Source organism: Ferrovibrio sp. (assembly GCF_036381655.1).
Taxonomy (GTDB): domain Bacteria; phylum Pseudomonadota; class Alphaproteobacteria; order Ferrovibrionales; family Ferrovibrionaceae; genus Ferrovibrio.
Genome location: NZ_DASVCJ010000065.1, coordinates 25,433 through 50,047 on the forward strand (window position 1 = coordinate 25,433; position 24,615 = coordinate 50,047).

Here is a 24,615-nt window from a genome sequence, read left to right on the forward strand (position 1 = left end):
AATCGCTGCCTTGGAGGAGCGTGGCCTCGACATCCTGATCGTGTCCTTGCGCCATCCGACCGACAAAAAACGCCACGCCCTGCATGAGCAAATCCGGGCACCGATCCTGTATCTGCCGGAATATCTTTATCAGGAACCGCTGCGGGTGCTGAAAGGCTGGTGGCGGGCGCGGCGTCTGCCGGGCTATCGGGACGCCAGGCGTCTCTGGTGGCGAGACCTCAAGCGCGATCTCACCCCGAACCGGATTCGCCGCTTCGGCCAGGCTTTGGTCCTCGCCGCCGAGTTGCCCGAACGCTATCGTCATCTGCATGCGCATTTCATCCACACGCCAGGATCGGTGGCGCGCTATGCGGCGCATCTGCTGGAACTTCCCTGGAGCGCTTCGGCGCATGCGCGCGACATCTGGATCACGCCCGAATGGGAGAAGCGCGAGAAGCTGGCAGATTGCGCCTGGATCGTGACCTGCACGGCCCATAACGTCACCCATCTCGCCGCACTGGGCGATCCGGCGAAGGCGGCGCTGGTCTACCATGGTATCGATTTCTCGCGTTTCCCGGAACCGCCGCGCTGGCGGCCGGCACGCGATGGCCGCGATGCCGCCGATCCCGTGCAGCTCCTCACGGTCGGCCGCGCCGTGGAAAAGAAGGGCTTCGATATTTTGCTCAAGGCGTTAGCCCGGCTTCCCGGCGATCTGCACTGGCGGCTGACGCATATCGGCGGCGGACCGCAGCTGAACTCGCTCAAGGCCCTGGCGCAGGCACAAGGCATCGCCGAGCACGTGGTCTGGCTCGGTCCGCAAAGGCAGGACGAGGTCATCGCCGCTTATCGCGCGGCCGACGCTTTCGTGCTGGCCTGCCGGCGCGACCGGGATGGCGATATGGATGGCCTGCCGAACGTCCTGCTGGAGGCGCAGAGCCAGGCGCTGCCCTGCGCGGCCACTGCCATTTCCGCGATCCCGGAGCTGATCGCGGATGGCGAAACAGGGCTGCTGGTCCCGCCGGAGGATACCGAAGCCCTTGCCGTCGCCCTCAGCCGCCTCATACTCGATCCGGCCTTGCGGCAACGTCTGGGCAATGCCGGTGCATTACGTGTGCGGAACGATTTCGCCATGGCGCCGGGGATCGCCGAACTGTCCCGGCGTTTCGGCCTGACGGCGTAAGCGATGCGGGTAGGCTTCTACGCGCCGCTGAAGCCGCCGGATCATCCGGAGCCGTCGGGCGATCGCCGCATGGCCCGGCTGTTGATCTCCGCCCTGCGCGGCATGGGCCATGACGTCGCCGTGATCTCGGGACTGCGCAGCTACAACAAGTCCGGCGACGCAGGACAGGAAGCGGCGACGGCGGCAGCGGCGCAGTTCGACCTGCAACGGATCGAGCGCGCATGGGCCGCAGAGCCGGCCGGCCGTCCCGATCTGCTTTTCACCTATCATGTCTATCACAAGGCTGCCGATTACCTCGGACCGGCGCTGAAGTCGCGTTTCGGATTGCCCTACGTCATTGCCGAGGCTTCGGTCGCGCCGAAACGCAAGAATGGCCCCTGGGCGGCCGGTTACGCCCAGGCCGCCGCCGCCATCCAGGCTGCGGACGCCATTCTCGCCATCACGACTTTGGATCGCGCCTGCCTGACGGCCTTCGTCGGGGAAGAGAAAGTCCTCCCCTTCCCGCCCTTCATCGATCCCCTGCCTTTTCTGCAAGCCGCCGCGCGGCGCGAAGACGAGCGCCGGCTGCTGGCGGAGCGGTTCCATTTGCCGCTCTGTCAGCCCTGGCTGCTGGCGGTCGGCATGATGCGGGGCGGCGACAAGCTGGCCTCCTATCGCCGCCTGGCGGAAACACTCCAGCTCGCCCGGCAGGCATCGTGGCATATGCTGATCGCGGGCGACGGACCGGAGGAAACGGCCGTGCTCGCCGCCTTCGGGCCGCTGGGCGGGCGCACCCGGTTTCTGGGACAGCTCGAACTCGATGACCTGGCGGGACTCTATGCCGCCAGCGACCTTTATGTCTGGCCCGCCGTCAACGAAGCCTATGGCATGGCGCTGCTGGAAGCCCAGGCCGCGGGCCTTCCGGTCCTGTCGGTCAACACCAGGGGCGTGCCGGATATCGTTTGCCATCGCGAAACCGGCTGGCTGGCCGACGACGATAGCGCGATTGCGCTTTCCGATGCACTGCTGCGGCTGCTGAACGCACCGGCGGAACGGCAGGCGATGGCGGCAGCAGCGCCGCGGCGCGTGGAACGGCATCTTTCGATCGCCGCCGCGCAACAACGACTGGCTACCCTTTTCCAACAATTGGGGTTGGCGGCATGACCCGCTTGGTCTTTCTTCGGCATGGCCCGACCGATTGGAATGCCAGCGGCCGTCTGCAGGGGCGCAATGATCAGCCGCTGTCCGCGGCCGGCCGCAGCTCTCTGTCCGGCCGCAGATTGCCTGCCCCGTTGATACGGCGTCGCTGGTATTCCAGCCCGCTGCGACGCGCCAGAGAGACGGCGGATCGGCTGGGCATTTCGGCCCTGATCGAGCCGGCGCTGATCGAAATGGATTGGGGCCGTTATGAAGGCTGCACTTTGAGCGAATTGCGGGCCCGCCATGGCGAGGCCTTCGCGGCCAACGAGGCGCGCGGCCTGGATTTTCTGCCCCCCGATGGCGAAAGTCCGCGGCAGGTGCAGGATAGGCTGCGCCCCTGGCTGCGCAACATCGCGGCCGCGGGCATCGATGCCGGCGCCGTCACGCATAAAGGCGTCATCCGTGCCATGATGGCGATGGCCTATGACTGGCCGATGCTCGGCAAGCCGCCGGTCAAGCTCGATTGGCGCTGCCTGCATGACTTCGATATCGACCGAGATGGCCGGCCGCGCCCGGCTGCCATGAACATGTCTCTGGAGTGACTTCAGTGCCGGCAAAACCACGCATCATGATCTATGTTCAGCATCTGCTCGGCGTCGGTCATCTCCATCGGGTCGCGGCAATCGCCCGTGCGATGGCACGCGGCGGCTTCGATACCACGCTGGTCTCCGGCGGCATGCCCGATCCGACGCTGCATGGCCTGGAGGACATCCGGTTCGTCCAGCTTCCGCCCGCGCGCGCCAAGGATGCCAGCTTCCGCATCCTGCTGGACGAGAACGGCGCGGAGGTCACGGATGCCTGGCGCGGCATGCGGCAGGAGCGGCTCAATGCCGTATTCGACGAGGTCGGCCCCGACGCCTTCCTGACCGAACTCTTCCCCTTCGGCCGCCGCCCGATGCGTTTCGAGCTGCTGCCGCTGCTGGCCCGCATCCGCGAGCGCCGGCCGCGCCCCCTCGTCTTCTGTTCGGTGCGCGACATCCTGGTCGACCGCACCAAGCCGGAACGGGACCTGGATAGCATCGCCTGGCTGCAACAATACTACGATGCCGCTTTCATCCACGGCGATGCGCAACTGGTGCCGTTCGAGAAAACCTTTCCGCTGGCGGGCCGGATCAAGGATCAGCTGCATTACACCGGCTATATCGTCGAGCAGCATAGCCTGCCGCAAACGGATGCCGGCGATGGCGAGGTGCTGGTATCGGCCGGCGGCGGCGCGGTCGGCCTGCCGCTGTTCCGCGTGGCCTTGGCAGCGCGCGGGTTGTCTTCGCTGCGGGACAAGCCTTGGCGCTTTCTGGTCAGCCGCCAGGAAGACCCCGCCGAGGTCGAGGCGCTTCGCCGTTCCGCCGGCCCCGGTGTCGTCATCGAGCCGGTCCGGGCCGATTTCCCCGGTATGCTGCGCCGCTGTCTGCTTTCGATCAGCAAAGCCGGCTACAATACCGTGATGGAGACATTGGCCAGCCGCGCCAGGGCGGTGGTGGTGCCCTTTGCCGGCGGCGAGGAGACGGAACAGGCGCTGCGCGCCGATCTCCTGGCCGGACGCGGCCTGCTGCAGGCGGTCCGGGAGACGGAACTGACGCCGCAACGCCTGGCGGACGCGATCGACAAGGCACTCATGACCGAACCGGGCCGCAGCAACATCCGGCTGGACGGCGCCGACGAAACCGCCCGTCTGGTCCGGCATTTCCTGGCGGCGCGAAAATGACGGGGGATCGCGGCGCCGCGCTATCGTGGCCGCAGGCCTGGGCCGCCCTGGATGCCGAACTCGGGCAGTGGCAGGCCGCCGGGAAAGTAGCCCGGTTCTGGTGGCGCGACGACGACGCCACCAAAGCCACACCGGCGCTGAACCGGCTTGTCACCCTGCGGAAGACCGTCGATGTTCCGCTGACGCTCGCCGTCATACCAGCCCAGCTTGCGCCGTCGCTGGTCGATCTGGTTGCGGCTGCGAACGGCATTACCGCGGCGCAGCATGGCTTCAGCCACGCAAACCATGCTCCGGCAACGGAGAAGAAATCGGAATTCCCGGCCAGCCGCAGCCTCGACGAGCGCCTGCGGGACCTTCGAACCGGTCAGGCCATTCTGCGGCAGCGGCTTGGAGAGAAGTTTCAGCCGGTTCTGGTCCCGCCCTGGAACCGGTTCGCCCCCGACCTGCTCGGCACTCTTCCGAGCCTGGGCTTTTCGGCGATTTCGGCTTTCCAGCTCCGCCGGCAATACTGGGCCGCGGAAGGGCTGGCGCAACTGAACACCCATATGGATCCCGTCGACTGGCGGGGCGGGGATTCGGACCTTGGCTGCCGCATGGCGCTCATGGCGGCCATCCAGGCCCTGACGGCAATCCGCACGGGGCTTGCCCATCTGCAACCTGTGGGACTGCTGACCCACCATCTGCGCCATGACAGCGCGGGATGGGACTTCATCGAAACATTCCTTCGCCGGATCGCTGCCCATCCTGCCGCCCGCTGGGTTGATCTTGCGGCGGCATTGGCTGTCGGCCGGCCGGTTGGCGATATCATTCAAGCATCATGATCCGCCTCCACTACCCCTTTTCGCGCCTTTGGCCCGATTATCTGAGGTCGCTTCTCGGCCTCGCCTTCTGCCTTGGACTGCTGTTGTTTGCCACGCCACAATCTGTCATTTTTGTGCTGCTTGCCGGTTTGAGCCTGCTATTCGCCTGGCTGGGAGCCAGCGCGATATGGCGCCAGCAGATCGAGGTCCAACTCGACGCCTCAGGAGTGGCATGCCAGGGCCGGTGGGGATTCGGTGTACGCCGGCGGGTGGTAGAGTGGTCCGGCGTTTCGGCGGTGGTCTTGAGGTATTACTCAACGCGTCGCGACCGGGGCAAGGGATGGCTGCAATTGACGATTGAGGGACATGGGGGACGCTTAAGCGTCGACAGCGACATGATCGGCTTTCCGCAATTGGTGCGGGAAGCGCTGGCTGCTGCCCGCCGCCTCGATCTGCCGCTGAGCGAAACCACACTCGCCAATGCAGCCCGGCTTGCCGATGCCGGGCGAGAGGGCGTGTGGTGAGCAGCAATCTCCTCGAGATCAACGACCTGCACGTTCAGTTCCACCTGCCCGAAGGTGTGATCAAGGCCGTCAATGGGGTCAGCTTCCGCATCCCCCAGGGCGGGACGGTCGCCCTCGTAGGAGAGTCCGGGTCGGGCAAGTCGGTGGTCAGCCAGTCCATCATGGGAATTCTGCCGCGGCCGGCGAAAATCACCGGCGGCAGCATTCTCTTCTACGATCCGCTGACGCCGGAAATTCCGGTCAACATTGCCGGCCTGGACCCCCGCAGCGAAGCAATGCGTCACCTGCAAGGCGGGCGCATCTCGATCATCTTCCAGGAGCCGATGACCTCGCTCAGTCCGTTGCACACGATCGGCGATCAGGTCAGCGAGGCGCTGCATCTCCACCGCAAGGCGAGTCGCGCCGAGGGCCAGGAACTGGCCGCCGAGATGCTGCGACTGGTGGGCTTTCCCGATCCGCAACGCGCGTTGCGCACCTACGCCTTCGAACTGTCCGGCGGCTTGCGTCAGCGCGCCATGATCGCCATGGCGCTGGTCTGCCGGCCGGCCCTGCTGATCGCCGACGAGCCGACCACGGCGCTGGACGTTACGATCCAGGCGCAAATCCTGAAACTCATAAAGGACCTGCAGGCCGAACTCGGCATGGCCGTCCTGATGATCACGCATGACCTGGGCGTGGTCGCCAATATGGCCGACGAGATCGTCGTGCTGTATCATGGCGAAGTCATGGAGCGCGGCACGCTCGACGACATCTTCCAGGATCCGCAACACCCCTACCTCAAGGCCCTGCTGCATGCCGTGCCCCGCTTCAACATGAAGCCGGGCGAACGCCTGCAGCCGATCCGCGAAATCAAAAGCCAGGTCGGCGACCTGTTGCGCAGCAAGAAGCAGGCGGCGGGCAAGTCGACGGGGCAGACGCTGCTCGAAGTCGAGCATGTCGACAAGACCTTCTCCCTGCGCAAGGGCGGCCTGTTCGGCGGACACCAGGAAAATCTCGTCAAGGCGGTCGACGACGTCAGCTTCAGCATCCGGCGCGGCGAATGCCTCGGCCTGGTCGGCGAGTCCGGCTGCGGCAAGACCACGGTCAGCAAGCTGATCCTGCGGGCCATCACGCCCGACAAGGGCAAGATCCGGTTTCACGACGGCGACCGCTTGGTGGATGTGCTATCGCTGAGGGACGAGGAACTCTTCGCTTACCGCCGCAATGTCCAGTTCATCTTTCAGGATCCTTACTCGTCGCTGAATCCGCGCATGACCGTCTTCGACATCATCTCCGAGCCGATGGTCATCCACGGCATCGGCGACGCGGACGAGCGGTTCGAACGGGTCAAGGAACTGATGACTCTGGTCGGCCTCGACGTCCGCTTCCTGCGTCGCTATCCGCATTCCTTTTCCGGCGGCCAAAGGCAGCGCATCGGCATCGCGCGCGCCCTGGCGTTGCAGCCGGACTTGCTCATTTGCGACGAGCCGGTTTCGGCTCTCGACGTCTCCATCCAGGCGCAGATTCTGAACCTGTTGAAGGACCTGCAGCGCGAGCTGGGCCTCACATATCTGTTCATCTCGCACAATCTGGCGGTGGTCGACTACATCGCCGACCGGATCGCCGTGATGTGCGCCGGCCGCCTCGTCGAGCTGGCGCCGCGGGATGTGCTTTTCTCCAACCCGATCCACCCCTATACCAAGACGCTGCTCTCGGCCGTGCCGAAGCCCGATCCGAATGACCGGCTCGATCTTCGGCTCTTGATGGCGGAAAGAACATCCAGCCCAGCGGCCTGGCCGCATCCCTTCACTATATCTGACAACGCGCGTTCGCATATGCTGGATCTCGGCAACGGTCATCTTGTCCGGGCCTCGGACGCCGCCGGAATTCGGGATCTCGTGGCATGACGATACTCGCTCGCTTCGCTTTCGCCCTTCTGCTCATGGCGGTCGCGCCGTGGTTTCCGGCGCAGGCCCAGCCGCTCGAACTTCAGGAGACATCGTCGCTGGCGGCCGATGTTGCCGCCGGCCGCCTCCCCCCGATTGAAAAGCGAGTCCCGGAACATCCGTTGGTCGTTTCGTTCAAGCAGCCGAATATGATCGGCCAGCAGGGCGGCGAGTTGCGTACCTTGATCGGCCGCATGCGCGACCTGCGCCTTCTCAGCGTGATCGGCTACACCCGGCTGGTCGTCTATAACGAAAAATTCGACTTCGTGCCTGATCTGGTGGAATCCTTCGACGTCAAGCAGCAGCGGATATTCACCTTCCATCTGCGGCCAGGGCACAAATGGTCGGATGGCGCCCCGTTCACGTCCGAGGATTTTCGCTACTACTGGGAAGACGTCGCCCTGAACAAGGACCTGAGCCCGTCCGGCCCCCCTGTCGAATTTCTGGTCGACGGCGAATTGCCGAAAGTCAGCTTTCCCGACGAGCTGACGATCCGTTACGAGTGGTCCAAGCCAAACCCGGACTTCCTGCCCAGATTGGCCGGCGCCGCGCCGCTCTATATCTATCGGCCGGCCCATTACATGAAGAAATTCCACGTCAAATATGCCGACCCCGCTGTGCTCAAGCAGGAAGTCGCGGCGGCCAAACAGCGGAACTGGGCCGCGCTGCACAACAAGCTCGACAACATGTATGAGCTGGACAATCCGGACCTGCCCACGCTCAATCCCTGGGTGATCACCACCCGGCCGCCGGCGATCCGCTTCGTCGCCCAGCGCAACCCCTATTTCCACCGCGTCGATACGAATGGCGTACAGCTTCCCTATATCGATCAGCTGGTGCTCACCCAGGCGGACGCCAAGCTGATTCCCGCCAAGGCCGGCGCAGGCGAAGCCGATCTGCAATTCCGCAACATCGACTTCAACAATTTCACCTTCCTGAAGGAAAACGAAAAACGGGCCGGCTATCGCACATTGCTGTGGCGCACCGCCAAGGGATCGCATTTCACGCTCTATCCCAATCTCAACTGCAACGATCCGATCTGGCGCCAACTCAATCGCGACCCCCGCTTCCGGCACGCGCTGTCGCTCGCCATAGATCGGCAGGCGATCAATGAATCCCTTTTCTTCGGCCTGGCCATCGAGTCGAACAATACGGTGCTGCCGAACAGCCCGTTGTTCAAACCAGAATACCAGACCCAGAATGCCACTTTCGATCCGGCAACGGCCAACCGACTGCTGGACCAGATCGGACTGACCAAGCGGGACGATAACGGTACCCGCCTGCTGCCGGACGGACGGCCGCTGGAGATCATCGTCGAGACCGCGGGCGAGGATACCGAACAAACCGATATCCTCGAACTGATCGGCGAGAACTGGGCCAAGATCGGCGTCAAGCTGTTCGCCAAACCGAGCCAGCGCGACATCGTCCGCAACCGCATATTTTCCGGCGAAGCGATCATGTCGGTCTGGACCGGCCTGGAGAACGGGCTGGCCAAAGCCGACACCATCCCCAACGAGCTGGCACCGACCTCGCAATACCAACTGCAATGGCCGAAATGGGGGCAGTGGCACGAAACGCACGGACAGGCCGGCGAACGGATCGACATGCCAGCGGCCCAGGAGCTCTACGACTTGTATCAGAGCTGGCTCGGTAGCGCCGACGAGGCCGAGCGGGCGCGCATCTGGCATCGCATGCTGGCCATTCACGCCGATCAGACCTTCACCATCGGGGTTATCAGCGGTGTTTTCCAACCGATCGTCGCCAATCGCAAGCTGATGAATATTCCGAAGGAAGGTATCTTTAATTGGGATCCCGGCGCATTCATCGGCTTGTACCGCCCGGAAACCTTCTGGTACCGGCAATAGGGCTGGGCAGAGTCCATGCTGATTTACCTGGCGCGCCGCCTGCTGTTGATGATCCCGACCCTGTTCGTGATCAGCTTCCTGGTTTTCACCATCATCAAGCTGCCGCCCGGAGATTACCTGAGCAACCAGATCGCCGAGCTGCGCGCGCAGGGCGAGGACTCCGCCCTGCAGCGGGTTGAATTCCTGCGCCATCAATATGCTCTGGATCGCCCCTTCCTGGAGCAATATGCAATCTGGATCGGCCTCTGGCCTGGCCCCAATGGCTTGTCAGGATTGCTGCAGGGCGATTGGGGCTGGTCCTTCGAATATAACCGTCCGGTCGGCGAATTGATTGCCGACCGCCTGGTGATGACGGCCATCATCAATGCGGGAACCATTCTGTTCATCTATCTGATCGCTTTTCCCATCGGCGTCTATTCGGCGACGCGGCAATATTCCTGGAGCGATTACGGCTTCACCCTGCTGGGCTACATCGGTCTGGCAACGCCGAATTTCCTGCTCGCCCTGGTCCTGCTTTATTACGCCAATGTCTGGTTCGGCCTCAGCATGGGCGGGCTTGTCGCACCCGAGCTCATCAACGCACCCTGGGGCTGGGAAAAAATCCGCTCGCTCCTCGCCCATATGCTGGTGCCCGTCATCGTCATCGGCACTTCCGGCACCGCCGCGATGATCCGCCGGCTGCGCGCCAACCTGCTGGACGAACTGCAAAAGCAGTATGTGACGACGGCGCGGGCCAAAGGCGTGCCGCCGCTGCGCCTGCTGCTTCGTTACCCCGTGCGCATGGCGCTGAACCCCTTCGTGGCCGACATCGGCAACCTGCTGCCATCGATCGTGTCCGGATCGGTCATCGTATCGGTCGTCATGAGCCTGCCCACCGCCGGGCCGATGCTGCTCGGCGCCCTGCAGTCGCTCGACCAGTATCTGGCCGGTTCCTTCCTGATGTTCCTCGCCGTGCTCACCGTGGTCGGCATGCTGATCTCGGATATCCTGCTGGCGCTTCTCGATCCGCGCATTCGCCTGACCGGCGGGCAAGCAAAGTAGGCGGGCATGAACGAATACCGCGATACGCCGAAGATCGAGCACTGGATCAGCAAGGCGCCATTCAACCCCTATTCCGTCGAAAGCCTGACGCCGGAGCAGGAGAAATATTACCGCGCCTCGCAATGGCAGATGATGTGGTGGAAATTCCGCCGCCATCGCCTCGGATTGTGGAGCGGCGTCATCCTGCTGGCGATCTACGCATCCATTTTCGTTTCCGAATTCATCGCACCGTACAATCTGCAGACCCGCAATCCGCGCGCCATCTACGCGCCGCCGACGGCGATCCATTTGATCCACGAGGGCAAATTCGTCGGCCCCTTCGTCTATCATCAGCGCTTCCGGATGAATACGGAGACCTTGAAGCGGGAATATCGGCCGGACCTGTCGCGCATCCACAAATTGCGATTCTTCTGCCAGGGCGACGCCTACAATTTCTGGGGTCTCATCCCGATGCGATTCCATTTCGTCTGCCCGGCCAAGGATGGGACGTTTTATCTCTTCGGCACCGATCGCCTCGGTCGCGACATCTTCTCGCGCATCGTCTACGGCACGAGGATTTCGCTGACGGTCGGCCTGATCGGCATCAGCATCAGCTTTCTCATCGGAATCACGTTGGGCGGCATTGCCGGCTATTATGGCGGCTGGGTGGATAATCTCATTCAGCGTTCGATCGAACTGATCCGCAGCCTGCCGGAACTGCCGCTCTGGATGGCCCTGTCCGCCGCCCTGCCGGTCACCTGGTCGCCGATCCTGGTCTATTTCGGCATTACCATCATCCTCGGGCTGCTTGACTGGCCGGGCCTCGCCCGCGCCGTGCGCTCAAAGCTGATGGCACTGCGCGAGGAGGATTTTTGCATGGCGGCCCAGCTCATGGGCGCCTCGCCAGGACGCATCATCGGGCGCCATCTGCTGCCGAGCTTTACCAGTCATCTGATCGCGTCGGCGACCTTGTCGATACCGACGATGATCCTGGGCGAAACGTCGCTGTCGTTCCTCGGCCTCGGCTTGCGACCGCCGATCACGTCCTGGGGCGTGCTTTTGAACGAAGCCCAGAACATCAATGTTGTGGCGCTTTATCCCTGGCTGATGACGCCGGCGATCCCGGTCATCATCGTCGTTCTTGCCTTCAACTTCTTCGGAGATGGCCTGCGGGATGCGGCAGATCCCTATCGTTAGGATTCAGGCTCGATAATCGCAAGGTCGACCGGCACCGGAACGCCCTCGACATGGCGGCCGCGACGGATTTCCACATCGTGCGGCGGCCCGTAACCCTGCTCCTTCCCCAATTCGAATGTTTCGACACTGGCGAGGCCGAGGCATCGCTCGACCTTGCATTGCTTGTCGAGCTTGGCCGCGAGGTTAACGGGCTCGCCGATCACTGTATATTCCAGGCGCGAGGCGTCGCCCACGGCGCCAAAAACGACCTGACCGGCGGCTACGGTGACGCCGATCCGGATCGGCACCTGCCCCGCCGCCACTCTTTCCTCGTTCCAGAGCCTGGCGGCCTTGCTCAGATCGTGGACCGCGCGCAGGGCATCGGCAGCGAAGGTCTCGCTCGGCCTTGCCGCGCCGAAGGAGGCCAGAATGCCGTCGCCGAGAAACTTGTCGATGCTGCCGCCATGCCGGCGAATGACCGAGACCATGCGGGCCTGATAATCGGCCAGCAGCAGCATCAGGTCGTTCGGATCGAGCTGTGTCGACAACGGCGTAAAGCCGCGAATGTCGACATGCAGGATCGCGGCGGTTCTGACCTCGCCCTGACCGGGCTGGATCTGCGCCTGGGACGCGGTGATCGCCTGGGCGATTTCGGGGGCGAAGAAGCGCTTCAGATCCTGCGCCGCAATGCCCTCGGTAACCGCGCGCACGAGAAGCCGGCGGGCCCGCACGATGGCAAGGGCGAGGATGACGGTCGTCATCACAATGGCAATGATCTTGTCGACCTCGCCGGCAATCAGGACCTTGTTCGAGGTGATGTATTCGACGTAATCCTGCGCAACGGGCGAATCGAGGGAGTCGAACGTGTAGGCGTAGTAGACGAGATATATCCAGCCCGCGGCGGCGGCGAGCCCGGTCAGCAGGACATATGTTACATCGAACCGCAGCGCGCGCAGGGCGATGAAGATGAAGACGTAGAACAGCGTCGGCACCTTGAGGTAAAAGCCGGCCGGCTGCAGATACTGAATATGGAAACCCCAGATCAATCCCAGCAGCAGCAGAACGTCGGCGATCACCGAAATCGCCAGGAACCAGGGCGGCATGTATCCCTTGATACACAGGCCGAGGCGCAGAATGCTGAAGACGAAATAGATGCCGATGACCCAGGGAGCCGGCGTGAACAGGGCATATTCGTCCATCGCCATGGCCATCGGCGAATGCTTGTAGAGCAAGGAGAAAGTGGCGATGACGGCGAACTGGACGATCGCGATCAGCAGTTCGCTGGAGCGCTGTTGCTGGCGGATGGCCTGAAGGACACGCTCCGGCGGGCGGCCGTCTATGCCGCGGCCGAAGACGAGATTCGTAAACCGGCTGCCCTTCCCCATTGACTCATCATGGGCCGAATGCCGGTTGCGGGCAAGATCAGGTGCCTTTGCAAAGCCACAAGCTGGCAGGAATCGCTTCGGCGGCGCCCGGCAGCCGCCCGATCACGCCGGTGTGCAGCTGCGCGCTCAGGCGGGTGGCCACGAAATGGCTGGCGAAAATCGGCTTGAACCCGCACGACAGCAGCGGGCCGACCCCCTGCTGCTCGTTATAGCCGCGCCATGCCCAGGCCGGCGGATAATCGTCGGGCAGGAAGATATCGTGGATGTGGATCAGTATGCCTTCCGGCAATCCCGGCAGGATGCGGTTGAACAGCCAATCGACATCGGTTCCCGGCATCAGGATATGGCTGGAGTCGATGAACAGGATGTCGCCTTCCCGCAACGCCTGGAAGGGCGCCATCCCGGCCTGCTGCACCACCGTCTGGACCAGCCGGATCGGCAAGCCGCGCAGATCGGCGCGCGGCGCAGGATCGATCGCGGTAATCTCGGTTGGCAATCCACCGTCCCGGACGGCACGGGCGAGAAACCGGGTCGAATGCCCGGACCCCACTTCGACGATGCGACGGGGGCCGTATTGACGCACCAGGGTGTAGGCCGCTACGGCGTCGAGAGTGGGGAACCAGCTCTGATCGAAGCGCGGCGCCGGCGGCGGCGCCCGCTCGGCAGCGATCCGCAGCAGATCGGCGGCATAGCCTTCGGCGCCCCGCAGCAGATCCTCGAATACTGGTTCCGCCGCGGCGAACAGACCGGCCAGGGACTCGTAAACCGGCTGCCGCGGCGCGATGCTGTCAGCGTAACGATAGGGAATGAAAAAGCCCTGATGCCGCAACCCCGAAAGGGTCTGCAATCCCATGCGCAGACGGCGCCAAGCAAGCGAGCGGAACATTGCGATCAGGGGCGCAGGACCAGGCCTTCGCGCGCCACGATCGAGCCCGGACGGACCTCCGAGAGCTGTTCGGCCACGCGATCCATGAAAGCGTCGTCATGCTCCGGATCGTGATGGAAGACGACGAAGGTCTTCACATCGGCGGCGTCGCAAAGCCGGGCGCCAGCCTGCCAGGTCGAATGGCCCCAGCCCTTGCGGCAGTAATATTCCTCGTCGGTGTACATCGAATCGTAGATCACGATATCGGCGCCGCGGATCAGCTTGACGATATTCTCGTCCAAGCCGTGTTCGGGATGCTCGGTGTCGGTCAGATAGCAGATCGATTTGCCGCCGTATTCGATGCGATAACCGGTCGCGAGGTCCGGATGGCTGAGCGGGCCGGTGCGAACCGTAACCCCGGGACGGGGATGCAGGACTTCGCCCTGATGGAAATCGGTGAAATCGATCTGCGCCTGGAAAATTTCCATCGGCACAGGGAAAAGCGGCGAGCACATCATCTGCTTCAGGACGCCCTTGATGCCCGTGCCGTCGGTGACATGGCCGGCATAGACATGAAACCGGCTGCGCGGATCGAAGAAGGGGCAGAAATGCGGCAAGCCGCAGACATGATCGTAATGCGTGTGGGTCAGGAACAGGTCGGCGTCGACCGGTCCCTCCTGCTGCAGGGCAAGGCCAAGCGCGCGGATACCCGTTCCAGCGTCGAAGAGAAGCAGATGCTCACCGCACCGTATCTCCAACGAGGAGGTATTCCCGCCATAACGAACGACATCCGGGGAGCCGACGGCAATACTGCCGCGCACCCCCCAGAACCGGACATAAAACTCTTCAACCCCCACTCGGGCCTCCTGTTTCCCGTCAGCGTCGAGAGACGGAGCGCCTTCTGATCTCACCGCCGGTATCACCAGCCCTTGCTGCCTGCCAGAGCCTGTGCGGAAATGTGTCATGGGAAAGATTAAGGGCGGATAGGTAGGTGTCTCAAGCTTTTCTTCTGGTAATCCAAGATTTTCGGGCCACCATCACATTTTGCCGCCCGGAGAGGCATAACGCCCTGGAAATCCTTGATTTGGATGCTCTTGACGCAGCGTTAACAGACCTCTCTATCCGCGAAGATGTGCGTCTGTTGCTACTTAAAGCCGAAGGCAAGAGCTTCTGCTCGGGTGTCGATCTCTCTGCCATCGCCGGCCGCGACTGGCGCGACAATCCGCTGGAGCGGGTGGCCGATCGCTTGGAAGCCCTGCCCTTCCCCACCCTCTGCGTCCTACAGGGGGGCGTTTATGGCGGCGGCACCGATCTGGCGCTGGCCTGCGATTTCCGCCTCGGCGCCGAAGGCATACGATGCTTCGTTCCGCCCGCGAAACTCGGAATCCAATATCATCCGCACGGTCTGAAACGCGCCGTTACGCGGCTCGGCCTCGGCCCGGCCAAGCGGCTATTCCTGGCGGCCGAGGCATTCGACGACGCCGAGATGCTGCGCACGCATTTCCTGGATTGGCTGGTGCCGCGCGACAGCCTGCAGGCGCGCGCCGAGGAGCTTGCCCAGGCGATCGTTGGCCTGGCGCCGCAGGCGGTGCGCGGCATGAAGCAGACGCTGAATGAAATCGCCGCGGGATTGCTGGACGAGCGGGCGGCACGCGATCGCGCCACCGCCAGCTTCAATACAGAGGACGCCCAGGAAGGCCGGCGCGCCATGAAAGAAAAGCGCCCGCCGCAATTCCTCGGCCGCTGATATTCGGCGTCACGGCTGCAGGCGATAGCCGCCGGGATCGGTGATCAGCAGCTTCGCCTCGCTCGGGCTGCGCTCGATCTTCTGCCGCAGGCGATAGATGTGGGTTTCCAGCGTATGGGTCGAAACCCCTGCGTTGTAGCCCCAGACTTCCGTCAGCAGAGTCTCGCGCGGCACCGGCTTGGCGCCGGCGCGCAGCAGATATTTGAGAATGGCGGCTTCCTTCTCGGTCAGCCGGACTTTCTTGCCGGCCTTTTCATTGTCGAGCAGCAGCTTGTTCGCCGGGCGGAAGGTGTAAGGCCCGATCGTAAAGACGGCGGCTTCGCTTTGCTCGAACTGACGCAACTGCGCGCGGATGCGGGCCAGCAATACGCCGAGCTTGAACGGCTTGGCGATATAATCGTTGGCGCCCGATTCCAGCCCCTGGATCGTATCGGCATCGCCATCGGCGGCCGTCAGCATGATGACCGGGGCGCGCACACCCAGATGGCGCAGCTGCTTGCAGACATCGCGGCCATCCATATCCGGGAGCCCGACATCCAGCAGCACCAGATCGAAATGATCGCGCTGGACGATATCGATGGCGGCAGCCGCGTCATTGACGCAGGTCGTCGTGAATTCCTTGGTCGCCTCAAGCTGCTCTGCCAGCAGCGATTGCAGCGTTCGGTCGTCATCGACCAGTAAGACGCGCTTGGCTCCGCTCATTTCCCCTCCTCACCCGAACCACGCCGCCACCGCGGCATGAATGGCGCTTCCTGGCCGGGCCAGTTCGTCGACGATATTGAAATGATGCTTACCCGGCGCAGTGATCTCCGTCACCGCCCCCTGCACGGATTGGCAGATTTTCACGAAATCGTGTTGTTGGCCATGGAAGCCTTCGGTTTCCAGCTCGCCGACCGCAAGGATCATGGGAGCCGGGATGTGCCGCCAGGATGGCAGCAGATACTGCGGACTGTTCCGGATCGCCACCACCTCATCCAGGCCAAGCCTGTCATTCAGATAGCAGCGGCTGATCGGCAACAGATCATAAAGGCCCGACAGCGATGCCACCCCTTTTACCAAATCGCGCGGTGCGGCGCCGTCGAGGGCCTGCCACTCCGTCAGCATCGCCATGAGAGCCAGATGGCCTCCGGCCGAATGTCCGCCGACAACGATCCGGTTACGGTCGAAACCCAAGGGCGCGGCTTCGCGCCAGAGCCAAAGCAGGGCGCGCCGCACGGAGGCCACGATCTGGTCCATATCCGCTTCGGGAGCCAGCGGATAGCCGAGCAGCGCGACATTGGCGATTTGATCGGCTTCCGGCGCGGCAAAGCCGTTCGCGACAAAGCTGTTGTCCTCTTTGCCCATTGCCTGCCAGTAGCCGCCATGGATGAAGACCAGCAGCGGCCTGTCGGCTTCGGACACGGTGAACAGGTCGAAGGTTTCGCGCGGATGCGGGCCGTAGGCAATATCGCGCCGCAAGGGCAGCTTGCTGCGCGTCTGCTCGCTCAATGAAGTCCAGCGGGCGAAATCCTGCTGATGGCCGGGAACCGCCGCACGATTGTTGTAGAGCCTGTCGAGCGCCGCGCGATCCATCTGGATCTCCTCCCTGCGGCGCCTCGGCTATTTGAAGGCGACGGAAACGATTTCGTAGGCTTTGGCGCCGCCCGGCGTCACCACCTCGACGCTGTCGCCTTCCGCCTTGCCCACCAGGGCCCGCGCCAGCGGTGCCGTGATCGACAACAATCCGGATTTGATATCGGCTTCATCGGCGCCGACGATCTGGTAGGTGCTCTCCTCGCCGGTGTCTTCGTCGGCAAGAACGACGGTGGCGCCGAACTTGACCCGATCCCCCGACAGTTTCGAGACGTCGATCACTTCCGCGCGCCGCAGCTTGTCTTCGAGCTCAAGGACGCGCGTCTCGATCCAACCCTGACGCTCCTTGGCCGCGTGGTATTCCGCATTCTCCGACAGATCGCCATGTTCGCGCGCTTCCGAAATCGCACGGATCACGGCAGGCCGTTCAACAGTTTTCAAATGCTTCAACTCGGCTTCCAGACGCTGGTAGCCGGCTGCGGTCATCGGGATCTTCTGCATAGCTCCCCTTCCTAACAGACCGTCAAAAATAAGCCTGGAGCGGAGCCACGGCAAGGCTCCCTGCCCGCAGGGCCTCGATTGCGCGCACCGCCGCCTTCGCGCCGGCGACGGTGGTGAAATACGGAATCTTGTTCATCAGCGCCGTGCGACGCAGATCGAAGCTGTCGCGGATCGAAGCGGCGCCTTCGGAGGTGTTGAACACCAGATGGACTTCGCCATTCTTCATGGCGTCGACCACGTGCGGCCGCCCTTCCATCACCTTGTTGACCCGCTTCACTGCGATGCCGTGTTCGCCGAAGAAACGCGCCGTGCCCGAGGTGGCGACAATCTCGAATCCCATGGCGATCAGGCGCCGCGCCGCGTCCACCAATGCCGGCTTGTCGCCATCGCGGACGGAAATGAAGACACTGCCGGCCAGCGGCAGCACCGTACCGGCGGCGATCTGCGCCTTCGCAAAAGCCGTGCCGAAGTCGCGGTCGATGCCCATCACCTCGCCGGTCGACTTCATTTCCGGGCCAAGGATGATGTCGACGCCGGGGAAGCGGGCGAACGGGAAAACGGCCTCCTTCACCGCGACATGGCCGGCACCGGGACGCTTCAGGTCGAAGCTCGACAGCGCCTCGCCGGCCATGACGCGGGATGCGAGCTTGGCAAGCGGAATGCCGATTGCCTTGGCAACGAAGGGCACCGTGCGCGAGGCGCGCGGATTGACTTCGAGGATATAGACGACGTCGTCCTTCACGGCGTATTGCACGTTCATCAAGCCGACCACCTTCAGCGCACGCGCCAGAGCCTGGGTTTGCGTCCTGATTTCCTCGATAATCGGCGCCGCCAGACTGTAGGGCGGCAATGCGCAGGCGCTGTCGCCGGAATGGATGCCGGCCTCCTCGATATGCTCCATCACGCCGGCAACGAACTGCGTCTCGCCATCCGCCAGGCAGTCGACATCGACCTCGATGGCATCCGACAGATAGCTGTCGATCAACACCGGGGACGTGCCGGAAACCTTTACCGCCTCGGTCATGTAACGCTCGAGCTGCGCCGGTGTGCGCACGATCTCCATGGCGCGGCCGCCCAGCACATAGGAGGGCCGGATCACCACCGGATAGCCGATCCGCGCGATCACGGCGCGCGCCTCCTCTTCCGAGCGGGCGATGCCGTTGGCCGGCTGCTTGAGCTGCAGTTTCTCCAAAAGCTGCTGGAAACGCTCGCGGTCTTCGGCCAGGTCGATCGCATCCGGCGACGTGCCCAGAATCGGCACCTTGGCGGCTTCCAGGCCAGCCGCCAGCTTCAGCGGCGTCTGGCCGCCGAACTGCACGATAACGCCCAGCAGCTTGCCCTTCGACTGCTCGATGCGGACGATCTCCAGCACATCCTCGACCGTCAGCGGCTCGAAATAGAGGCGGTCGGAGGTGTCGTAATCGGTCGAGACGGTCTCCGGATTGCAGTTGACCATGATGGTCTCGAACCCGGCTTCCTTCAGCGCATAGGCGGCATGCACGCAGCAATAATCGAATTCGATGCCCTGGCCGATACGGTTCGGACCGCCGCCGAGAATGATGACCTTGGTGCGGTCCGACGGCTGCGCCTCGCATTCGCCCTGGGCGACGGATTCGTAGGTCGAATACATATACGGCGTGCGGCTTTCGAATTCCGCCGCGCAGGTATCGACCCGCTTGAATACCGGCACCACGCCGGCAGCGCGCCGTTGCGCCGCCACCTCGGCTTCGGTGCGGCCGCTCAACTCGGCCAGCCGCGCATCGGAGAAGCCCATGCTTTTGAGCGCCTGCAGACCGTCGGCATCCTGCGGCAGGCCCTTTTCACGGATGCGCTGCTCCGCCCGGACGATCTCCTCGATCTGCTCGAGGAACCAGGGATCGTACTTGCAGGCGGCATGGACCTCGGCAATCGACAGGCCATGCCGGAAAGCCTGCGCGATCACCAGCAGGCGATCCGGCGTCGGCTTGGCCAGGGCAGCGATGATCGCCTCCTTGCCATCGGCTTCATCCGCGTCCTGTATCTCGACTTCATTCAGGCCGGTCAGCCCGGTTTCCATCGAGCGCAGCGCCTTCTGCAGGCTTTCCTGGAAGCAGCGGCCCATCGACATCGCTTCGCCGACGGACTTCATCGAGGTATTGAGCAACCGCTCGGTGCCGGGGAACTTCTCGAAGGTGAAGCGCGGCATCTTGGTGACGACATAGTCGATCGTCGGCTCGAAGGAGGCCGGCGTCACCCCGGTGATATCGTTCATCAACTCGTCGAGCGTGTAGCCCACCGCCAGCTTGGCGGCGACCTTGGCGATCGGGAAACCGGTCGCCTTGGAAGCCAGGGCAGACGAGCGCGAGACGCGCGGATTCATCTCGATGACGACCATGCGGCCATCGGCCGGGTTCACGGCGAACTGCACGTTGGAGCCGCCGGTCTCGACGCCGATCTCGCGCAGCACCGCCATCGAGGCGTCGCGCATGATCTGGTATTCCTTGTCGGTCAGGGTCAGCGCCGGCGCCACCGTGACGCTGTCGCCGGTATGCACACCCATCGGATCGACATTTTCGATCGAGCAGACGATGATGCAGTTGTCCTTGCGGTCGCGGACAACCTCCATCTCGTATTCCTTCCAGCCGAGCACCGATTCGTCGATCAGCACCTCGGTGGTCGGCGAGGCATCGAGCCCGCGCAGCACGATCTCGTCGAATTCCTCATGCGTATAGGCGATGCCGCCGCCGGTGCCGGCCAAGGTGAAGGACGGCCGGATCACGGCCGGCAGGCCGACATGCGAGAGCAGCGCCCGCGCTTCTTCCAGCGTATGCGCCGTGCCCGAGCGCGGCATGTCGAGACCGATCTTGGTCATTGCCTGGCGGAACAGCTCGCGGTCCTCGGCCTTGGCGATCGCCTCGCGGCTGGCGCCGATCAGCTTCACGCCGAACTTCTCCAGCACCCCCATCTCGGCCAGGCGCATCGCGGTATTGAGCGCCGTCTGCCCACCCATGGTCGGCAGCAGCGCGTCCGGCCGCTCCTTCTCGATCACCTTGGCGACGATCTCCGGCGTGATCGGCTCGACATATGTCGCATCCGCCAGCCCCGGATCGGTCATGATCGTCGCCGGGTTCGAGTTGATCAGGATGACGCGATAGCCTTCCGCTCTCAGCGCCTTGCAGGCCTGCGTGCCGGAATAGTCGAATTCGCAGGCCTGACCGATCACGATGGGGCCGGCGCCGATGATCAGGATGCTTTTTATGTCGGTACGTTTGGGCATGATCCACCTGGGGCAGCGAAGACGCGAAGCGTTTCAGCCGCGTTGCTGCTCCATCAACTTGACGAAGCGCTCGAAGAGATAATGGCTGTCCTGCGGCCCCGGCGAGGCTTCCGGATGATACTGGACCGAGAAAACCGGCTTGTCCTTCAGTTTCAGGCCCTCGTTGGAGCCGTCGAACAGCGAGACATGCGTGCGCTCGACATTCGCCGGCAGGCTGTCATCGACCACGCAGAAGCCATGATTCTGGCTGGTGATCTCCACCTTGCCGGTCTCGATGTCCTTGACCGGATGATTGGCGCCGCGATGGCCGCGATGCATCTTCTCCGTCCGGCCGCCGAGCGCCAGCGCCATCATCTGATGGCCCAGGCAGATGCCGAAGACAGGCTTGCCGCTGTCGATCAGCGTCTTGATCGTGGGCACGGCATATTTGCCGGTGGCTGCCGGATCGCCGGGACCGTTCGACAGGAACACACCATCCGGATTGTGGCGCAGAACGTCTTCCGCCGGCGTATCGGCCGGCACGACGGTGACCTTGCACCCCACATCCGCGAGACAGCGCAGGATGTTGCGCTTGATGCCGAAATCCAGCGCGACGACACGGAATTTCGGCTGTTCCAGCTTGCCGTAGCCTTGGCCCAGGCTCCAGCGCGTCTCGTCCCAGGTATAGGTCTGCCGGCAGCTCACCTCGGCGGCGAGGTCCATGCCTTCCAGGCCAGGCCATGCCTTCGCCTTGGCATGCAAAGCCGCCAGATCGAACTTGCCGTCCCTGCGATGGGCGATCACGCCGTTCGGCGCGCCGCCATCGCGGATGCGTCGCGTCATGGCGCGGGTATCGATGCCGCTGACGCCGACCAGGGCCCGCAGCTTCAGCCAATCGTTGAAATGGCTGTTGCTGCGGAAATTCGATGGGCTGGTGATCGGCGCGCGCAGGATCAAGCCGCGTGCTGCAATCCCCTGGGTTTCGATATCCTCGCTGTTGGTGCCGGTATTGCCGATATGCGGGAAGGTGAAGGTGATGATCTGCCCGGCATAGGACGGATCGGTCAGGATTTCCTGATAGCCCGTCATCGAGGTGTTGAAGCAGACCTCGCCGACCGTTTCTCCTTCGGCGCCCAGGCCATGACCCCAGAACACGCTGCCATCGGCCAGCACCACCACACCCGTATAGCCCGGGCCCGGCGGTGCGGCGTATTTCTGTGTCTCGGCCATGATCCGGCTCTCCACTCAAGCAAGGCTACGCCGGGCGGGCGGCGTAGCTCTGGCCGCAAAAAACCACCGGAGGGCGATGCGAGGACCCGACTCCGGCGGTACGGCACAGATTATAACGATGGTGCGGCACGTGATGTATGCCGCGCTAACCGGGGGCGGACCATATCAAAACGGAAGCCGTCGTCAAGCCCGGTTCTCAACTGAAAATTATAACAGGATCAAAGGGTTATTCTTTTTGCGTGATCCGGTCGCATGGGCTATGCTGCGCCCCTTCCAAAAACCCCCGATTCCGTTACCGCAGAGGGAATGCTGATGCTGCGCGAAAAGCTTAACCAGGCGCTCAAGGATGCCATGAAGGCAAAGGATACGCGCCGTATTGCCACTTTGCGCCTCATCCTGGCTGCCCTGAAGGACCGCGATATCGCTGCGCGGACCAGCGGCGACGATCGGACCGGCATTGCCGATACCGACATCCTTTCGATGCTGCAGACCATGGTACGCCAGCGCCGCGAGTCGATTGCCGCCTACGAGCAGGGTGGCCGGCTCGATCTGGTCGAGCAGGAGAAGGAAGAGATCGCGATCATCGAGGGATTCCTGCCCCAGCAGCTGTCGGAGGCGGAAGTGGAGGCTGCCGCCAAGGCCGCCGTCGCCGAGGTCGGCGCCCAGGGAATCAAGGACATGGGCAAGGCGATGGGCGTCCTGAAGGCGAAATATGCCGGCCAGATGGATTTCGCCAAGGCCGCGGCAGTCCTGAAAGAGCTTCTGAGCTAGTCTTTTCATTGCTACTCTGCGGGGCTGTCCCGGGTCCAGGATGGGCCTGGGAGTGAGGGGCTATGGCGTTTCCTGATTCTTTTCTGGAAGAGCTGCGCAACCGCGTCCCCCTGTCCGGGGTGGTCGGCCGCTCGGTGCGGCTGATTAAGCGCGGCCGCGAATTCACCGGCCTCTGCCCCTTCCATAACGAAAAGACCCCCTCGTTCACGGTCAACGACGACAAGGGCTTCTTCCATTGCTTCGGCTGCGGCGCCCATGGCGATGTGATCGGCTTCGCCATGCGCAGTTCCGGCCTGTCCTTCCCGGAAGCGGTCGAACAATTGGCTCAGGAGGCAGGGCTGGCCGTCCCCCGCTTGCGCCCGGAAGATCGCGACAAAGCCGAACAATCGGCGACCTTGGGCAAGGCGCTGGAAGAAGCCGCCAAATGGTTCCAGACGCAATTGCAGGCCAATGCCGGCGTCGAGGCGCGCGCCTATCTGCAGCGACGCGGCCTGCGGCAGGAAACCATCGAGCGTTTCCGCCTCGGCTATGCGCCGAATTCCCGTACCGCCTTGAAAGAGGCCATGCTGGCGCGAGGCATCCCCGAGGCATTGCTCATCGAATCCGGCCTGCTGATCAAGCCCGAGGATGGCGGCGCGACCTACGACCGCTTCCGCCATCGGGTGATGTTTCCGATCGGCGACCGGCGCGGCCGGGTAATTGCCTTCGGCGGCCGCGCGCTCGATCCCGATGCGCCGGCGAAATACCTCAATTCGCCGGAAACTCCCCTCTTCCATAAAGGCCACAACCTTTACAACCATGCCATCGCCCGCGAAGCCGCCCGCGAGGCCGGCGGCGTGGTGGTGGTCGAAGGCTATATGGATGTCATCGCCCTGGCCCAGGCCGGCATCGGCCATGCCGTGGCGCCGCTCGGGACGGCGCTCACCGAGGATCAGATGGCCCTGCTCTGGCGCATGAGCAACGAGCCGATCCTGTGCTTCGACGGCGACTCGGCCGGCTGGCGGGCGGCCCTGCGGGCCGCCGACCGGGCCCTGCCGCTTCTGGAGCCGGGCCGGTCTTTCCGTTTTGCCATCCTGCCCGGCGGTCAGGATCCGGACGATCTGGTCCGCGGCCAGGGCCGCGCGGCAATGGAGCAGATTCTGTCGGCCGCCCTGCCGCTGGCCGATATCCTGTGGCGCAAGGAAACCGAGGGACGGCCGCTGGACACGCCGGAACGCCGCGCCGCCCTGGACGCTGCCCTGATGGGGCTCGCCAATCAGATCAAGAGCCCCGCCGTCCAGAACCACTATAAAGACCATTTCCGAGGCCGCCTCCGGACCCTGTTTGCGCCGGCACGGCAGTTTTCCCCTAATTTCCAGGCCGGCCGCCGCCCTGGAGCGGGCAATTGGCGCAATCCGGGCCCCTTGCCGCCGGCCAGCCCTCCGCCGCCGCAGCCCGACCGCTCCAGCCGGACCGAGCGGGCCCTGCTGATCGCGGTGCTGACCCATCCCTGGCTGCTGGAGGAACATGGCGAGGCCTTTGCCGCACTGGCTTTCCCCCAGGGTCCGCTTGACAGCCTTAAGAGCCGGATTCTAGAAGAGGCTTCCCGCCATCCGGGTCTTGACGGCGAGGCCTTTACAGCCCATTTGAGGCAACAAGGACTCGGAGCGCAGCTCGACCTATTGATCGGCGAGACCGGACGGGTTCTTGAGCCGTTTGCACGAGCAGGCACCGCCCCGGACAAGGTCGAAAGAGGTTGGTGGCAGGCCGTGCAGCGTTACCGGTTAACGGAGCTGGAACAGGAGCTGGCAGCGGCGGAAGCCGATCTTGCCAATAATACGAATCCCGAAGCATGGCAGCGGTTTATGGCCTTGAAAGCAGAGGTTGGTTCTGCACGCAGCCAGGTTTCGATATCGGACCAGGATTGAGCCGTTCCAACCGGGGCGGCTTTGTAGTTTTTTTCGACGCTGAATAGGACGA

21 protein-coding genes are annotated in these 24,615 nt (G+C 63.6%); 13 read left to right on the top strand and 8 right to left on the bottom strand.

Annotated elements, in window-relative coordinates:
- Positions 1 to 10 precede the first annotated feature (10 nt).
- The 10 genes from VF194_RS13890 to VF194_RS13935 are packed head-to-tail and all read left to right on the top strand — an operon-like array spanning position 11 to position 11,371.
- Positions 11 to 1,159: a glycosyltransferase family 4 protein gene (locus VF194_RS13890; RefSeq protein WP_330891774.1), complete on the top strand. Its 1,149-nt coding sequence runs from the start codon at positions 11 to 13 to the stop codon at positions 1,157 to 1,159.
- Positions 1,160 to 1,162: 3 nt separating this feature from the next.
- Positions 1,163 to 2,302 carry a glycosyltransferase family 4 protein gene (locus VF194_RS13895; RefSeq protein WP_330891775.1) on the top strand — a complete coding sequence of 380 codons (1,140 nt, stop codon included), beginning with the start codon at positions 1,163 to 1,165 and terminating at the stop codon, positions 2,300 to 2,302.
- The gene (locus VF194_RS13900; RefSeq protein ID WP_330891776.1) at positions 2,299 to 2,880 is read left to right on the top strand and encodes a histidine phosphatase family protein; all 582 of its coding nucleotides are present in this window, start codon (positions 2,299 to 2,301) and stop codon (positions 2,878 to 2,880) included. The genes VF194_RS13895 and VF194_RS13900 overlap by 4 nt, the downstream gene beginning before the upstream one ends.
- A gap of 5 nt (positions 2,881 to 2,885) precedes the next feature.
- A complete protein-coding gene (locus VF194_RS13905) occupies positions 2,886 to 4,040 on the top strand; it encodes a glycosyltransferase family protein (RefSeq protein ID WP_330891777.1) in 1,155 nt (384 codons plus the stop codon).
- Positions 4,037 to 4,861, top strand: a complete 825-nt coding sequence (locus VF194_RS13910; protein WP_330891778.1) for a polysaccharide deacetylase family protein — start codon at positions 4,037 to 4,039, stop codon at positions 4,859 to 4,861. The genes VF194_RS13905 and VF194_RS13910 overlap by 4 nt, the downstream gene beginning before the upstream one ends.
- On the top strand, positions 4,858 to 5,364 hold the full coding sequence (locus VF194_RS13915) for a hypothetical protein (protein ID WP_330891779.1): 507 nt from the start codon (positions 4,858 to 4,860) through the stop codon (positions 5,362 to 5,364). The genes VF194_RS13910 and VF194_RS13915 overlap by 4 nt, the downstream gene beginning before the upstream one ends.
- On the top strand, positions 5,361 to 7,250 hold the full coding sequence (locus VF194_RS13920; protein WP_330891780.1) for an ABC transporter ATP-binding protein: 1,890 nt from the start codon (positions 5,361 to 5,363) through the stop codon (positions 7,248 to 7,250). Before VF194_RS13915 ends, VF194_RS13920 begins: the two co-directional genes overlap by 4 nt.
- The gene (locus tag VF194_RS13925) at positions 7,247 to 9,154 is read left to right on the top strand and encodes an ABC transporter substrate-binding protein (protein ID WP_330891781.1); all 1,908 of its coding nucleotides are present in this window, start codon (positions 7,247 to 7,249) and stop codon (positions 9,152 to 9,154) included. The genes VF194_RS13920 and VF194_RS13925 overlap by 4 nt, the downstream gene beginning before the upstream one ends.
- A gap of 15 nt (positions 9,155 to 9,169) precedes the next feature.
- Complete coding sequence (locus VF194_RS13930) at positions 9,170 to 10,195, top strand: ABC transporter permease (RefSeq protein ID WP_330891782.1); 1,026 nt, start codon at positions 9,170 to 9,172, stop codon at positions 10,193 to 10,195.
- A 6-nt stretch (positions 10,196 to 10,201) separates the two neighbouring features.
- Positions 10,202 to 11,371 carry an ABC transporter permease gene (locus tag VF194_RS13935; protein ID WP_330891783.1) on the top strand — a complete coding sequence of 390 codons (1,170 nt, stop codon included), beginning with the start codon at positions 10,202 to 10,204 and terminating at the stop codon, positions 11,369 to 11,371.
- On the opposite strand, the gene VF194_RS13940 is transcribed toward VF194_RS13935, so the two are convergent.
- From VF194_RS13940 to VF194_RS13950, 3 genes are read right to left on the bottom strand one after another with little or no spacing between them, the layout of a single operon-like run.
- Positions 11,368 to 12,735: an adenylate/guanylate cyclase domain-containing protein gene (locus VF194_RS13940; protein ID WP_330891784.1), complete on the bottom strand. Its 1,368-nt coding sequence runs from the start codon at positions 12,733 to 12,735 to the stop codon at positions 11,368 to 11,370. The genes VF194_RS13935 and VF194_RS13940 overlap by 4 nt on opposite strands.
- Before the next feature lie 37 nt (positions 12,736 to 12,772).
- On the bottom strand, positions 12,773 to 13,588 hold the full coding sequence (locus tag VF194_RS13945) for a class I SAM-dependent methyltransferase (RefSeq protein ID WP_330891785.1): 816 nt from the start codon (positions 13,586 to 13,588) through the stop codon (positions 12,773 to 12,775).
- Between the two features lie 38 nt (positions 13,589 to 13,626).
- Complete coding sequence (locus tag VF194_RS13950; RefSeq protein ID WP_330891786.1) at positions 13,627 to 14,457, bottom strand: MBL fold metallo-hydrolase; 831 nt, start codon at positions 14,455 to 14,457, stop codon at positions 13,627 to 13,629.
- Positions 14,458 to 14,591: 134 nt separating this feature from the next.
- On the opposite strand from VF194_RS13950, the gene VF194_RS13955 reads away from it, so the two are divergent.
- Entirely contained in the window at positions 14,592 to 15,347 is a 756-nt protein-coding gene (locus VF194_RS13955; protein WP_330891787.1) for an enoyl-CoA hydratase/isomerase family protein, read from the top strand.
- 9 nt (positions 15,348 to 15,356) lie between these two features.
- On the opposite strand, the gene VF194_RS13960 is transcribed toward VF194_RS13955, so the two are convergent.
- The 5 genes from VF194_RS13960 to carA are packed head-to-tail and all read right to left on the bottom strand — an operon-like array spanning position 15,357 to position 21,885.
- Positions 15,357 to 16,049, bottom strand: a complete 693-nt coding sequence (locus VF194_RS13960; RefSeq protein ID WP_330891788.1) for a response regulator transcription factor — start codon at positions 16,047 to 16,049, stop codon at positions 15,357 to 15,359.
- A 9-nt stretch (positions 16,050 to 16,058) separates the two neighbouring features.
- Complete coding sequence (locus VF194_RS13965) at positions 16,059 to 16,919, bottom strand: alpha/beta hydrolase (RefSeq protein ID WP_330891789.1); 861 nt, start codon at positions 16,917 to 16,919, stop codon at positions 16,059 to 16,061.
- A gap of 27 nt (positions 16,920 to 16,946) precedes the next feature.
- Complete coding sequence (greA, locus tag VF194_RS13970; protein WP_330891790.1) at positions 16,947 to 17,420, bottom strand: transcription elongation factor GreA; 474 nt, start codon at positions 17,418 to 17,420, stop codon at positions 16,947 to 16,949.
- Between the two features lie 22 nt (positions 17,421 to 17,442).
- Positions 17,443 to 20,676, bottom strand: a complete 3,234-nt coding sequence (gene carB / locus VF194_RS13975) for a carbamoyl-phosphate synthase large subunit (RefSeq protein ID WP_330891791.1) — start codon at positions 20,674 to 20,676, stop codon at positions 17,443 to 17,445.
- Between the two features lie 33 nt (positions 20,677 to 20,709).
- Positions 20,710 to 21,885: a glutamine-hydrolyzing carbamoyl-phosphate synthase small subunit gene (carA, locus tag VF194_RS13980; RefSeq protein WP_330891792.1), complete on the bottom strand. Its 1,176-nt coding sequence runs from the start codon at positions 21,883 to 21,885 to the stop codon at positions 20,710 to 20,712.
- 312 nt (positions 21,886 to 22,197) lie between these two features.
- On the opposite strand from carA, the gene VF194_RS13985 reads away from it, so the two are divergent.
- Both VF194_RS13985 and dnaG read left to right on the top strand, forming a co-directional pair.
- Positions 22,198 to 22,656, top strand: a complete 459-nt coding sequence (locus tag VF194_RS13985; protein ID WP_330891793.1) for a GatB/YqeY domain-containing protein — start codon at positions 22,198 to 22,200, stop codon at positions 22,654 to 22,656.
- A gap of 62 nt (positions 22,657 to 22,718) precedes the next feature.
- The gene (gene dnaG / locus VF194_RS13990; protein WP_330891794.1) at positions 22,719 to 24,563 is read left to right on the top strand and encodes a DNA primase; all 1,845 of its coding nucleotides are present in this window, start codon (positions 22,719 to 22,721) and stop codon (positions 24,561 to 24,563) included.
- The last annotated feature ends 52 nt before the right edge of the window (positions 24,564 to 24,615 follow it).

What these genes read in the sequence shown, in the direction of transcription:
- carB (WP_330891791.1), bottom strand. Translation starts at nt 20,676, where the DNA reads ATGCCCAAACGTACCGACATAAAAAGCATCCTGATCATCGGCGCCGGC.
- VF194_RS13915 (WP_330891779.1), top strand. Translation starts at nt 4,858, where the DNA reads ATGATCCGCCTCCACTACCCCTTTTCGCGCCTTTGGCCCGATTATCTG.
- VF194_RS13900 (WP_330891776.1), top strand. Translation starts at nt 2,299, where the DNA reads ATGACCCGCTTGGTCTTTCTTCGGCATGGCCCGACCGATTGGAATGCC.
- VF194_RS13965 (WP_330891789.1), bottom strand. Translation starts at nt 16,919, where the DNA reads ATGGATCGCGCGGCGCTCGACAGGCTCTACAACAATCGTGCGGCGGTT.
- VF194_RS13945 (WP_330891785.1), bottom strand. Translation starts at nt 13,588, where the DNA reads ATGGGATTGCAGACCCTTTCGGGGTTGCGGCATCAGGGCTTTTTCATT.
- VF194_RS13910 (WP_330891778.1), top strand. Translation starts at nt 4,037, where the DNA reads ATGACGGGGGATCGCGGCGCCGCGCTATCGTGGCCGCAGGCCTGGGCC.
- VF194_RS13930 (WP_330891782.1), top strand. Translation starts at nt 9,170, where the DNA reads ATGCTGATTTACCTGGCGCGCCGCCTGCTGTTGATGATCCCGACCCTG.
- VF194_RS13940 (WP_330891784.1), bottom strand. Translation starts at nt 12,735, where the DNA reads ATGGGGAAGGGCAGCCGGTTTACGAATCTCGTCTTCGGCCGCGGCATA.
- VF194_RS13935 (WP_330891783.1), top strand. Translation starts at nt 10,202, where the DNA reads ATGAACGAATACCGCGATACGCCGAAGATCGAGCACTGGATCAGCAAG.
- greA (WP_330891790.1), bottom strand. Translation starts at nt 17,420, where the DNA reads ATGCAGAAGATCCCGATGACCGCAGCCGGCTACCAGCGTCTGGAAGCC.
- dnaG (WP_330891794.1), top strand. Translation starts at nt 22,719, where the DNA reads ATGGCGTTTCCTGATTCTTTTCTGGAAGAGCTGCGCAACCGCGTCCCC.
- VF194_RS13985 (WP_330891793.1), top strand. Translation starts at nt 22,198, where the DNA reads ATGCTGCGCGAAAAGCTTAACCAGGCGCTCAAGGATGCCATGAAGGCA.
- VF194_RS13925 (WP_330891781.1), top strand. Translation starts at nt 7,247, where the DNA reads ATGACGATACTCGCTCGCTTCGCTTTCGCCCTTCTGCTCATGGCGGTC.
- VF194_RS13960 (WP_330891788.1), bottom strand. Translation starts at nt 16,049, where the DNA reads ATGAGCGGAGCCAAGCGCGTCTTACTGGTCGATGACGACCGAACGCTG.
- VF194_RS13895 (WP_330891775.1), top strand. Translation starts at nt 1,163, where the DNA reads ATGCGGGTAGGCTTCTACGCGCCGCTGAAGCCGCCGGATCATCCGGAG.
- carA (WP_330891792.1), bottom strand. Translation starts at nt 21,885, where the DNA reads ATGGCCGAGACACAGAAATACGCCGCACCGCCGGGCCCGGGCTATACG.